This is a genomic window from Streptococcus sp. OH4692_COT-348, assembly GCF_003859975.1.
Taxonomy (GTDB): Bacteria; Bacillota; Bacilli; order Lactobacillales; family Streptococcaceae; genus Streptococcus.
The window spans coordinates 45,476-59,258 of the sequence record NZ_RQZB01000001.1 but is presented as its reverse complement, the minus strand read 5'-3'; the positions used below and the strand labels follow the sequence as shown (position 1 = coordinate 59,258).

5 protein-coding genes and 1 other annotated feature (1 of these 6 only partly in view) are annotated in these 13,783 nt (G+C 41.7%); all 5 genes read left to right on the top strand.

What is annotated here, in order from left to right; all coding sequences use genetic code 11:
* Positions 1–56 (top strand) — a binding site (T-box leader) (it extends 156 nt beyond the left edge of the window).
* Positions 57–101: 45 nt separating this feature from the next.
* Positions 102–2,894: an isoleucine--tRNA ligase gene (ileS, locus tag EII37_RS00235; protein WP_124787193.1), complete on the top strand. Its 2,793-nt coding sequence runs from the start codon at positions 102–104 to the stop codon at positions 2,892–2,894.
* Between the two features lie 251 nt (positions 2,895–3,145).
* Complete coding sequence (locus EII37_RS00230) at positions 3,146–9,364, top strand: ZmpA/ZmpB/ZmpC family metallo-endopeptidase (protein ID WP_124787192.1); 6,219 nt, start codon at positions 3,146–3,148, stop codon at positions 9,362–9,364.
* Between the two features lie 152 nt (positions 9,365–9,516).
* A complete protein-coding gene (locus EII37_RS00225; protein WP_000240129.1) occupies positions 9,517–10,209 on the top strand; it encodes a phosphoglycerate mutase in 693 nt (230 codons plus the stop codon).
* Positions 10,210–10,323: 114 nt separating this feature from the next.
* Positions 10,324–11,025: an ABC transporter ATP-binding protein gene (locus EII37_RS00220; protein ID WP_124787191.1), complete on the top strand. Its 702-nt coding sequence runs from the start codon at positions 10,324–10,326 to the stop codon at positions 11,023–11,025.
* Positions 11,021–13,726, top strand: a complete 2,706-nt coding sequence (locus EII37_RS00215) for an ABC transporter permease (RefSeq protein WP_185695930.1) — start codon at positions 11,021–11,023, stop codon at positions 13,724–13,726. Before EII37_RS00220 ends, EII37_RS00215 begins: the two co-directional genes overlap by 5 nt.
* Positions 13,727–13,783: the final 57 nt, after the last annotated feature.

Sequence of the window (13,783 nt, the reverse complement as noted above, 5' to 3'; positions counted from 1 at the left end):
GAGAAAGACTAGATCTTTTTCCGAATAAAGGTGGTACCACGATTTTCGTCCTTTTTGGCAGTCGTGGTTTTTAATTTGTTATTATTTATAAAGGAGATACCATGAAACTCAAAGATACCCTTAACCTTGGGAAAACAGCTTTCCCAATGCGTGCAGGACTTCCTACCAAAGAGCCAGTTTGGCAAAAGGAATGGGAAGATGCAAAACTTTACCAACGTCGTCAAGAATTGAACCAAGGAAAACCTCATTTCACCTTGCATGATGGCCCTCCATACGCGAACGGAAATATCCACGTTGGACATGCTATGAACAAGATTTCAAAAGATATCATTGTTCGTTCAAAATCCATGTCAGGTTTTTACGCACCATTTATCCCTGGTTGGGACACTCATGGTCTGCCAATCGAGCAAGTTTTGGCAAAACAAGGTGTCAAACGTAAAGAAATGGACTTGGTTGAGTACTTGAAACTTTGCCGTGAATACGCTCTTTCTCAAGTAGATAAACAACGTGAAGACTTTAAGCGTTTGGGTGTTTCTGGTGATTGGGAAAATCCATATGTGACGTTGACTCCTGACTATGAAGCAGCCCAAATCCGTGTATTTGGTGAGATGGCTAATAAAGGTTATATCTACCGTGGTGCCAAACCAGTTTACTGGTCTTGGTCATCTGAGTCTGCCCTTGCTGAAGCAGAGATTGAATACCATGATTTGGTTTCAACTTCCCTTTACTATGCCAATAAGGTAAAAGATGGTAAAGATGTTCTAGATACAAATACTTACATCGTTGTCTGGACAACTACTCCATTTACTATCACAGCTTCTCGTGGTTTGACTGTCGGTGCAGATATTGATTACGTTTTGGTTCAACCTGCTGGTGAAGCTCGTAAGTTTGTGGTTGCTGCAGAATTGTTGACTAGCTTGTCTGAGAAATTTGGCTGGGCTGATGTTCAAGTTTTAGCAACTTACCGTGGTCAAGAATTGAACCATATCGTAACAGAACATCCATGGGATACAGCTGTAGATGAATTGGTTATCCTTGGTGACCACGTTACGACTGACTCTGGTACAGGTATTGTCCATACAGCCCCAGGTTTCGGTGAGGACGACTACAATGTTGGTATTGCTAATGGTCTTGAAGTCGCAGTGACTGTTGACGAACGTGGTATCATGATGAAGAATGCTGGTCCTGAGTTTGAAGGTCAATTCTATGAAAAGGTAGTTCCAACTGTTATTGAAAAACTTGGTAACCTCCTTCTTGCCCAAGAAGAAATCTCTCACTCATACCCATTTGACTGGCGTACGAAGAAACCAATCATCTGGCGTGCAGTACCACAATGGTTTGCCTCAGTTTCTAAATTCCGCCAAGAAATCTTGGACGAAATTGAAAAAGTGAAATTCCACTCAGAATGGGGTAAAGTCCGTCTTTACAATATGATCCGTGACCGTGGCGACTGGGTTATCTCTCGTCAACGTGCTTGGGGTGTTCCACTTCCTATCTTCTATGCTGAGGATGGTACAGCAATCATGACTGCTGAAACTATTGAACACGTGGCTCAACTCTTTGAGGAACATGGTTCAAGTATTTGGTGGGAACGTGATGCTAAGGACCTCTTGCCAGAAGGATTTACTCATTCAGGTTCACCAAATGGCGAGTTCAAAAAAGAAACAGATATCATGGACGTTTGGTTTGACTCAGGTTCATCATGGAATGGAGTTGTGGTAAATCGTCCAGAGTTGACTTACCCAGCAGACCTTTACCTAGAAGGTTCTGACCAATACCGTGGTTGGTTCAACTCATCACTCATCACATCTGTTGCCAACCATGGTGTAGCACCTTACAAGCAAATCTTGTCACAAGGTTTTGCCCTTGACGGTAAAGGTGAGAAGATGTCTAAATCTCTTGGAAATACCATTGCTCCAAGCGATGTTGAAAAACAATTTGGTGCAGAAATCTTGCGTCTTTGGGTAACAAGTGTTGACTCAAGTAACGACGTGCGTATCTCTATGGATATCTTGAGCCAAGTCTCTGAAACTTACCGTAAGATTCGTAACACCCTTCGTTTCTTGATCGCCAATACATCTGACTTTAACCCAGCTCAAGATACAGTAGCTTACGATGAGCTTTGTTCAGTTGATAAGTACATGACTATTCGCTTCAACCAGCTTGTCAAGACCATTCGTGACGCTTACGCAAACTTTGAATTCTTGACAATCTACAAGGCCTTGGTGAACTTTATCAACGTTGATTTGTCAGCCTTCTACCTTGATTTTGCTAAAGATGTTGTTTACATTGAAGGTGCCAAATCATTGGAACGCCGTCAAATGCAAACTGTCTTCTATGACATTCTTGTGAAAATCACCAAACTCTTGACACCAATCCTTCCTCACACAGCAGAGGAAATCTGGTCATATCTTGAGTTTGAAGCAGAAGACTTCGTTCAATTGTCAGAATTGCCAGAAGCAGAAACTTTTGCTAATCAAGAAGAAGTCTTGGATACATGGGCTGCCTTCATGGACTTCCGTGGACAAGCTCAAAAAGCCTTGGAAGAGGCTCGTAATGCCAAAGTTATCGGTAAATCACTTGAAGCACACTTGACAGTTTATCCAAATGAAGTTGTGAAAACTTTACTCGAAGCAGTAAACAGCAATGTAGCTCAACTTTTAATCGTGTCAGACTTGACCATCGCAGAAGGATCAGCTCCAGAAGCTGCTGTTAGCTTCGAAGATGTAGCCTTCACTGTTGAACGCGCTGCAGGTGAAGTATGTGACCGTTGCCGTCGTATCGACCCAACAACAGCAGAACGTAGCTACCACGCAGTCATTTGTGACCACTGTGCAAGCATTGTAGAAGAAAATTTTGCGGAAGCAGTCGCAGAAGGATTTGAAGAGAAATAAGTTGTGTAACCACAAGGATTTCCTTGTGGTTTTTGCATATTTATAAATGAGAAGAAAAATGGTTCAAATGAATTGAAGAATGCTGGTACTATTTTGGGACAAGTTAGAGAATTTATAGTATAATGATGGTTGTAGATTAAATATATCAAAATATATATAGAAGTATTTTTGTTTCTTGTAAGTTTATCATAGTGAGGAAGCAAAATGCTTCTTCTATTTTGAAATGGATAAAATAATAGAGAGGATATAGAATGAAAAAATTTTTTGGGGAGAAGCAGCATCGTTTTTCCTTACGAAAGTTGGCGATTGGTCTTGTGTCTGCTTCAATTTCGAGCTTATTTTTTGTCTCCATTGCTAGTAGTGGGACTGTATTTGCTCAAGAAAATGTATCTATTCACTACAAATATGTGACAGATACAGAGTTAAGTAAGCAAGAGAAGGACTTGATTGTAAAGGATATTCCTAAAGTGGCTGAAGATAGTGAGAGTACCTATTATCTAGTCTACCGTATGGATGAGAAAGCCCAACTAGGTCAGTTGCCTAATACTGGTGAGCACAGTAATCTGGTTACCGTTTTCACTGGTGGAGCTCTCGCTTCGATTGGACTCCTTATTTTTGCTGTTTCGAGAAATAAAGGCAAGAAACAAGCGCTGTTGAAGGTTGTTTTGATAACAGGCCTGGGGAGCGGTTTGGTCTCTTCGGTTCAGGCTATTGAAAATCAGCTTTTGCTACAATATAATCAGGAATACCAATTATCCCAAGGAGATAGTCTGCCTTTGCCACGCGCCTTATCAGGTTATACCTACCTAGGCTATATTAAGCAAGACAAAGAGATTAATCAGCAAGAAACTGCTACTAGGGATCAGAAACTAGAGGATACGGTTCAACCTCATTTTCAGACCAAGAATGATGGACAAAAGTCAGGAGATGGGCAGAAAGCTCAGTCTCCAACAAGCCCTGCTGAGAAGCCAATCCCTTCTCAAGATTCATCCAATCCAAAACCGTCTGGTATTGCTAGTGTGGTTCCTCAGGATGAAGTCTTGATTGGTCGAGTGAACAAACCAGAGCTCCTATACAAAGACCAAGAGATTGTAACCAAACTAGACTTTTCAGAAGTGGTTCAAGAAAATCCAGATCTAACAGAGGGAACCATTCGTGTCAAACAAGAAGGTCGTGCTGGGAAGAAGATTGAACTTGTTCGCATTTTCACTGTTGAAAACCAAGAAATTTCCCGAGAGGTTCTCTTGACTAAGGTAGACGAAGCCTTACCACGTATAGTAGAAAAAGGGACTAAGAAGGCAGTTGTACCGAGTGAAATACCCCAGTCTGCAAGAAAAGGTGAGCCTGAGACCCATGCTTCCTTACCAGAATATAAAGGTGAGCAATCGGGAGCTATTGTAGCCCCTGAGACAGCTGAAAATCCAGAATATAGAGGAACTCAATCAGGTGCTATTGTCGAACCTGAGCAAGTAATTCCACAACCAGAGTACAAGGGAATTCAATCTGGTGCCATTGTTGAACCTGAAAAGCAGGAACCAGAGGTTGGAGGTGCCCAGTCCGGAGCGATTGTTGAACCAGAGCAAGTAACTCCACAACCAGAGTACAAGGGAACTCAATCTGGTGCCATCGTCGAACCAGAACAGATACCATCGAAACCATCTTATACAGGCACCCAATCCGGAGCGATTGTTGAACCAGAACAAGTAGCTCCACAACCAGAGTACAAGGGAACTCAATCAGGTGCGATTGTTGAACCAGAGACCCGTGCTTCCTTACCAGAATATAAAGATGAGCAATCAGGAGCTGTTGTAGCCCCAGAGACAGCTGAAAAACTAGCCTATACAGGCACCCAAGCAGGAGCAGTCGTTGAACCCGAGCAAGTCGCTCCATCACCTGAGTATCAGGGAACCCAAGCTGGTGCTATCGTCGAACCGGAAAAAGTTGATCCAGAGGTTGGGGGTGTCCAGTCAGGGGCTTTGGTGGAACCAGAAACGACTGACAAACCAACCTATACAGGCGAGCAGTCTGGAGCAATCGTAGATCCTGAACAGGTGCTACCAACACCAGAGTATACAGGAACTCAAGCGGGAGCGATTGTAGCCCCTGAGACAGCCGACAAACAAGAATATAAAGGTGAGCAATCGGGAGCTGTTGTAGCCCCTGAGACGGTCGAAAAACCAGAATATACAGGCATCCAATCTGGAGCAATAGTCGAACCAGAACAGACACCATCGCAACCATCCTATACAGGTCCCCAATCCGGAGCGGTTATTGAACCAGAGCAAGTAGCTCCACAACAAGAGTACAAGGGAACTCAAGCTGGTGCCATCGTCGAACCGGAGACTCAGCCTTCCTTGCCAGAATATAAAGGTGAGCAATCGGGAGCTGTTGTAACCCCTGAGACAAATGAAAAACCAGAATATACTGGCATTCAATCTGGAGCAATAGTCGAACCAGAACAGGTACCATCGAAACCATCTTATACAGGTACCCAATCCGGAGCGATTGTTGAACCCGAACAAATTGCCCCTCTTCCAGAATATACTGGTAATATTGAGCAAGAAAAACCAGAAAATCCGGCTGAAAAACCAAAAGAAAAAGATCCAGAAAAAACACTCGAATTAAGAAATGTTTCTGATCTGGAGTTATATAGTCAGACCAATGGTACTTACAAACAACATGTTTCTTTAGACAGTGTTCCAAGTAATCCAGACACTTACTTTGTTAAGATCAAATCGTCGTCATTCAAAGATGTCTATCTACCTGTCGCTTCAATAACTGCAGAAATAAAAAATGGACAATCAGTTTATAAAATCATAGCCAAAGCTGAGAAACTCCAGCAAGAGCTAGAAAATAAATATGTCGATAATTTCACCTTCTATCTCGCAAAAAAGGCCACAGAAGAAACAACAACCTTCACTTCCTTTAGCAACCTGGTTAAAGCTATCAACAAGAATCTCTCTGGAACCTATCATTTAGCGGCTAGCTTGAATGCCAACGAAGTGGAGTTGGGACCTGATGATAGATCTTACATCAAGGGCACCTTTACTGGTCAGTTGATTGGTGAAAAAGATGGTAAGCGGTATGCTATTTACAACTTGAAAAAGCCTCTTTTTGAAAGCTTGAGAGGGGCCACAGTAGAAAAGTTGAGCCTAAAAAATGTCTCTATTTCAGGTAAAGATGATATCGGTTCACTGACCAATGAAGCTACGGATAACACAAAGATTAAGCAAGTTCATGTCGATGGTGTTCTGGCTGGGGAACGTGGTATCGGTGGTTTGTTGGCTAAGGCAGACCAATCAAGCATCACAGAGAGCAGTTTTAAGGGAAGAATTGTTAATACTTACGAAACGACTGCGGCATACAATATTGGTGGTTTGGTTGGTCATTTGACAGGAGGCAGAGCTTCACTGACTAAGTCAAAAGCGACAGTAGCCATTTCCTCCAACACCAATAGTTCAGATCAGACTGTTGGTGGGCTAGCAGGTCTAGTAGACCAAGATGCGCATATACAGGATAGCTATGCTGAAGGTGATATCAACAATGTCAAGCACTTTGGTAGAGTTGCGGGTGTGGCTGGATATTTGTGGGATCGAAAGACGAATGAGGAACAGCATGCAGGAAGATTGACCAATGTACTAAGTGATGTCAATGTAACCAACGGGAATGCTATTACCGGTTACCACTATAATGAAATGAAGGTGGCTAATACATTCAGCAACAAAGCTAATAGAGTCTACAATGTCACCTTGGTCAGGGAAGAAGTCGTCAGCAAGGAATCATTTGTAGAAAGAGGAACAATTTTAGATGCTTCTGAAGTGACTAATAAAAAAGCAGAAATCAATCCTCTCACCCCTCCAACAGTGGAGCCTCTTTCAACAAGTGGTAGTAAAGAAAGTGATTTTTCTAAGGTGAAGCATTATCAAGCTCAGCGCGCCTTGGCTTATAAAAATATTGAAAAATTGCTACCTTTCTACAACAAGGCAACCATCGTCAAATACGGAAACCTAGTTAACGAGAACAGTCTTTTATATCAAAAAGAACTCTTGTCAGCAGTCATGATGAAGGATGACCAAGTCATCACAGATATTGTTTCCAACAAATATACTGCAAACAAACTCTTGCTCCATTATCAGGATCATTCCTCTGAAACATTCCAGCTCAAGTACCAGACTGATTTTGCTAAGTTAGCAGAATATAGTCTAGGAGATACGGGGCTTCTCTATACGCCAAACCAATTCTTGTATAATCAAGAAACGATTATCCAGCAAGTCTTACTAGAATTGAAGAAGGTAAATTATCATTCAGACGCTATTAGAAACACACTTGGTATTTCACCAAAAGTGAAGCAAACCGAGCTCTATTTAGAAGAACAGTTTACTAAAACGAAGGAACATCTAGAAGAAAGTCTGAGAAAACTCTTGTCAGCGGATGCTGGTCTAGTGGAAAACAATCAAGTAATGACAGGTTACATCGTAGATAAAATCAAGCGCAACAAGGAAGCCTTGCTTCTTGGTATGAGCTACTTAGAGCGTTGGTATAACTTTAGCTATGGTCAGGTTAATATTAAAGACTTGGTCTTGTATCACCTTGATTTCTTTGGCAAAGGAAATGCATCTCCGTTAGATACTTTGATTGAGTTAGGGAAATCAGGATTTAATAATCTGCTTGCTAAGAACAACGTTGATACTTATGGTATCAGTCTTGCCAGCCATCATGGAACGACAGATTTGTTTAGCACGCTAGAAAATTACCGAAAAGTCTTTTTACCAAACACTAGCAACAATGACTGGTTTAAAAAACAGACCAAAGCTTTCATTGTCGAAGAAAAATCCACTATTGCAGAGGTCAAAACCAAGCAAGAGCAAGCAGGAACTAAGTACTCTATCGGTGTTTATGACCGAATTACTAGTAGTACTTGGAAATACCGCAATATGGTCTTGCCTCTCCTTACTTTGCCAGAAAGATCTGTATTTGTCATCTCAACCTTGTCTAGCCTAGGATTTGGCGCTTACGATCGCTACCGCAACAGTGACTATAAAGCTGGAGATGAACTCAATAAGTTTGTTGAAGATAATGCGCGTGAAACAGCCAAGCGTCAGCGAGATCACTACGATTATTGGTATCGTATTTTAGATAATCAGGGACGTGAAAAACTCTATCGTACGATCCTGCTTTATGATGCCTATAAGTTTGGTGATGATCATACTGAAGGAAAGGCTTCAACAATCGCAGACTTTGAGAATTCAAATCCTGCAATGCAACATTTCTTTGGACCAGTTGGTAACAAGGTGGTTCATAATCATCACGGTGCATACGCAACAGGAGATGGTGTCTATTATATGTCTTACCGTATGTTGGATAAGGATGGCGCTATTACGTATACCCATGAGATGACCCATGATTCAGATCAGGATATCTATCTTGGTGGCTATGGTAGAAGAAGTGGTCTTGGTCCTGAATTCTTTGCTAAAGGCTTATTACAAGCGCCAGATCATCCAAATGATGCAACCATTACCATTAACTCAATCTTGAAACATTCAAAATCAGATAGCATGGAAGGATCCCGTCTACAAGTCTTAGATCCGACGGAACGATTCAAAGATGCATCTGATCTCCAGAAATACGCTCATAATATGTTTGACCTCATCTATCTGTTGGAATATCTTGAAGGGCAATCGATCGTTAAGAAACTGAATGTTTCCCAGAAAATGGAAGCTCTCAGAAAAATCGAGAATCACTATCTAACAGATCCTGCTGATGGCAATGATGTTTATGCTACTAATGTTGTGAAAAATTTGACTGAAGATGAATCTAAAAAATTGACCAGCTTTGATAGTTTGATTGACAATAACATTCTTTCGGCTCGTGAGTATCAGGCTGGCACTTATGAGAGAAATGGCTACTTTACGATTAAACTCTTTGCACCAATCTTTTCAGCATTGAGCAGTGAGAAAGGAACTCCTGGAGATCTTATGGGGCGTAGGATAGCTTATGAACTCTTAGCTGCTAAAGGATTTAAAGATGGTATGGTCCCATATATTTCCAACCAATATGAAGAAATTGCTAAACAAAATGGTCAGACAATTAACCTCTACGGTAAAAAGCAAGGATTAGTGACAGATAAGCTTGTTTTAGAAAAACTATTTGGTGGCCAGTATTCATCTTGGGCAGCCTTTAAAAAAGCTATGTATCAAGAGCGCGTTGCTCAGTTTGATCGTTTGACTAAAGTTACTTTTAAAGATCCGACGCAATCGTGGATGAGCAATGCCACGAAAACCATTCAAAGAGTAAAAGAGTTGCAAGAACTCATGGACCAAGCTGTTTTACAGGATGCTACAGGTCCTCGTTGGAGTGACTATAACCCAGAAACTGACAGTGCAGTTCATAAACTTAAGAGAGCAGTCTTTAAAGCCTACCTAGACCAAACAAATGATTTTAGAACCTCTATTTTTGCAAATAAAAAGTAATAAATTATAGAAGTTCCTAATCAGGATGAGAGGACTTTACTTCCTGACTGTCAGAACTTGTCGATTTTAACTAGCTTTTTTGTGAAAAATTGTGTAAAATAGAATAGATAAACGAGGGGAAACCTCGGAAAATTTAAAGGAGAATCTATCTAATGGTAAAATTGGTTTTTGCTCGCCACGGTGAGTCTGAATGGAACAAAGCTAACCTTTTCACTGGTTGGGCTGATGTTGATTTGTCTGAAAAAGGTACACAACAAGCGATTGACGCTGGTAAATTGATCAAAGAAGCTGGTATCGAATTTGACCAAGCTTACACTTCAGTATTGAAACGTGCGATTAAAACAACTAACTTGGCTCTTGAAGCTTCTGACCAATTGTGGGTTCCAGTTGAAAAATCATGGCGTTTGAACGAACGTCACTACGGTGGTTTGACTGGTAAAAACAAGGCTGAAGCTGCTGAACAATTTGGTGATGAGCAAGTTCACATCTGGCGTCGTTCATACGATGTATTGCCTCCAAACATGGACCGTGATGATGAGCACTCAGCTCACACTGACCGTCGTTACGCTTCACTTGACGATTCAGTTATTCCAGATGCTGAAAACTTGAAAGTGACTTTGGAACGTGCCCTTCCATTCTGGGAAGATAAAATCGCTCCAGCTCTTAAAGATGGTAAAAACGTATTCGTAGGAGCTCACGGTAACTCAATCCGTGCCCTTGTAAAACACATCAAAGGTTTGTCAGATGACGAAATCATGGACGTGGAAATCCCTAACTTCCCACCATTGGTATTCGAATTCGACGAAAAATTGAATGTAGTTTCTGAATACTACCTTGGAAAATAATTTATAAAAAGAAAGCCTAGGAATACCTAGGTTTTTCTTTTTATTCTAGTATCCAACTCTTCGAAAAAGCGTTATAATGATATTAAGAAGTAGTTAAAGAAAATGAGGTTGATGATGGCTTATATTGAGATGAAACATTGTTACAAGCGATATCAGGTTGGGAACACGGAGATTGTGGCCAATAGCGATGTGAATTTTGAGATTGAAAAGGGTGAATTGGTTATCATTCTAGGTGCATCTGGTGCGGGCAAGTCAACGGTTCTTAACCTTCTTGGGGGAATGGATACCAATGACGAGGGGGAAATCTGGATTGATGGTGCCAATATTGCAGATTATAGTTCCCACCAGAGGACAAATTATCGTAGAAATGATGTCGGTTTTGTTTTTCAGTTTTATAATCTAGTTTCCAATCTGACAGCTAAGGAAAATGTGGAGTTGGCTTCAGAAATCGTGACAGATGCCTTGAATCCCGAGCAAGTTCTGACAGATGTGGGTCTTGCTCATCGGATGAATAATTTTCCAGCCCAGCTTTCTGGAGGGGAGCAACAGCGAGTCTCCATTGCACGCGCAGTAGCCAAAAATCCTAAAATTCTCCTTTGTGATGAACCAACTGGAGCCTTGGATTATCAGACAGGCAAGCAAGTCTTGAAGATTCTCCAAGACATGTCTCGTCAAAAGGGAGCGACGGTGATTATCGTGACTCACAATAGCTCGCTAGCTCCTATCGCAGATCGGGTGATTCACATGCGTGATGCCACTGTTATGAGAGTAACAATCAATGAGCATCCACAGGCTATCGATACATTGGAGTATTAGCATGAAAAAAACATACCGAAAAGACTTGCTCCAGTCGGTGACTGCTTCCAAGGGACGCTTTTTATCTATCTTGACCTTGATGATGCTGGGGTCTTTAGCTCTAGTAGGTCTCAAAGTGACTAGCCCAAATATGGAACGTACAGCTGAGGATTATCTCCGTAAAGCAAATACCTTGGATCTGGCAGTGATAGCTGATTATGGATTGGATAAAAAGGATCAAGACGAACTAAAGACCCTTCAAGGAGCAAGTGTTGAGTTTGGCTATATGGCAGACCTAACCGTTGAAAATAGTGAAGAAGCGGTTCGACTTTATTCCAAGCCGGAGGGAATTTCAACCTTCCAAGTGACAGAAGGACGACTTCCAGAGGCTGATGGGGAAATTTCCTTGGCAGATTTCTGGAAAGACCGCTATCAGATTGGACAGACTATCACCTTTAGCAAGAAAGAAGAGAAGATCGTCATAAAATCCCAATCTTTCACCATTACTGGATTTGTCCATTCGGGTGAAATGCTTTCTCAAAAAGACTTGGGAGGGGCTAGTAGTGGAAATGGAAGTTTGGCAGGTTATGGAGTGATTGTAGCCAGTCAGTTTGACTCAGATGTTTATAGCATTGCGCGTGTGCGCTATGATGATTTAAAAAATTTGGATGCTTTTTCATCAGACTATAGAAGCAAACGAGATCAACACCAGGAAGACTTACAAAACTTGCTTGCCGATAATGGTCAAAAAAGATTGGCAAGTATCAAAGCAAATGGGCAAAAGAGCTTGGAAGAGGGAAAAGTAGAACTCCAAATAGCTAAAAGCAACCTTCAAAAAGGCAAGAGTCAGATAGAACAGACTGAAAGTCGATTGAAAACTCAAGAAGAACAAGTGACCGCTTTGCCTGAGCCTCAAAAGAGTCAAGCCAAGGAGCAATTGACAAAAGCTAAGGAAGAATTGGCTACAGAAAAAGAAAAAATGGCTCAGACAGAGAGTAATCTAGCCAAGGAAAAAGAGAAGCTTGAACAACACCAGAAAGAGCTTGATGAACTGGCAGAGCCTACTTACCATGTATATAACCGCCAAACCATGCCAGGCGGTCAAGGCTATCTCATGTACAGTAACGCTTCAGCAAGTATTCGTTCTGTCGGGAATATCTTTCCCGTGGTGCTTTTTATGGTTGCTGCAATGGTAACCTTTACAACTATGACTCGCTTTGTGGATGAAGAGCGCACCAATGCTGGTATTTTCAAGGCTCTAGGTTATAAGAATAAAGATATTGTTGCCAAGTTTGTCCTCTATGGTTTTCTTGCAGGAACTGTAGGAACCGTTTTAGGAACGCTTTTAGGACATTATCTCCTTGCAGGCGTGATTTCGGATGTTATAACAGCTGGAATGGTCGTTGGGAAAAGTCAGGAGTATTTCTACTGGTCTTATAGCCTTCTTGCCCTGGCCTTAAGTTGGGTATCCAGTGTCTTGCCAGCTTATCTAGTGGCACGGAGGGAATTGCACGATGAAGCAGCCCAACTTTTGCTGCCCAAACCTCCCGTTAAAGGATCAAAGATTTTGCTGGAACGCCTGAGTTTTATTTGGAGTCGTTTGAGCTTCACTCATAAGGTTACGGCGCGAAATATTTTCCGTTATAAGCAACGGATGTTGATGACCATTTTTGGAGTTGCGGGTTCGGTTGCTCTCCTATTTGCAGGTCTTGGCATTCAGTCTTCTGTGGGAGGAGTTGTCGATCGTCAATTTGAACAAATCCAGCAATACCAGATGATTGTAGCGGAAAAGAGCAGTGTAACGGAGCAAGAAAAAGCAGATCTAGAAAGTGCCTTGCAAGCTAATCCTATCCATGCTTACCAAAAAATCTACTCTAAATCCATTGAAAAAGATTTCAAAGGAAAAGCAGGACTTCAGACTATCACTATAATGGTCACAAGCAGAGAAAATTTCAAACCCTTTATCGCATTAGAGGAAAATGGCCAAGAGGTGCAGGTCACAGATGGAGCAGTCGTGAGTCAAAAACTAGCTCAACTAGCAGGTGTTACGGTTGGAGATAAGCTGGAGCTTGATGGAAAAGAAATCAGGGTATCGGCTATTTCTGAAAACTATGTTGGACACTTTGTTTATCTCAACCGAGCGACATACGAACAAGTCTACGGTACCAGTCCGAAAGACAATACCTACCTAGTAAAATTAAAAGAGCCAACACCATCCAATACGGAGAAAGAAGCTGCGGCCTTTATGAAAAAAACTGCTGTTTCTGGGGTGGTCCAAAATGCAACAGCTATCCACCTCTTTGAATCCGTGGCTAGTTCGCTCAATAAAACCATGGCAATCCTTATCCTTGTTTCCGTCTTGCTAGCCATTGTCATTCTTTACAATCTCACCAATATCAATGTGGCAGAACGTATCCGTGAACTTTCGACCATCAAGGTTCTCGGTTTCCATAATAAAGAAGTGACCCTCTATATCTACCGCGAGACCATGGTGCTGTCTTTTGTGGGGATTGTTCACGGTTTGGTAGCCGGCTACTATTTACATCAATTTTTGATTCAAATGATCTCACCTGCCACCATACTTTTTTATCCACGAGTCAGCTGGGAAGTCTATGCTCTTCCAATCATCGCAGTGACTGTAATCTTAGCCTTACTGGGGCTCTTTGTCAATCACCACTTGAGAAAGGTGGATATGCTTGAAGCTCTGAAATCAGTAGAGTAGGTCAAGTTTTTAAAAAGTAAATCTGTTGACAAAGTCTCTGCTTCTTGGTAGAATAAG

Bases quoted from the DNA above. Each gene is read 5' to 3' on its own strand.
- ileS (WP_124787193.1), top strand. From the start codon at position 102: ATGAAACTCAAAGATACCCTTAACCTTGGGAAAACAGCTTTCCCAATG.
- EII37_RS00220 (WP_124787191.1), top strand. From the start codon at position 10,324: ATGGCTTATATTGAGATGAAACATTGTTACAAGCGATATCAGGTTGGG.
- EII37_RS00225 (WP_000240129.1), top strand. From the start codon at position 9,517: ATGGTAAAATTGGTTTTTGCTCGCCACGGTGAGTCTGAATGGAACAAA.
- EII37_RS00230 (WP_124787192.1), top strand. From the start codon at position 3,146: ATGAAAAAATTTTTTGGGGAGAAGCAGCATCGTTTTTCCTTACGAAAG.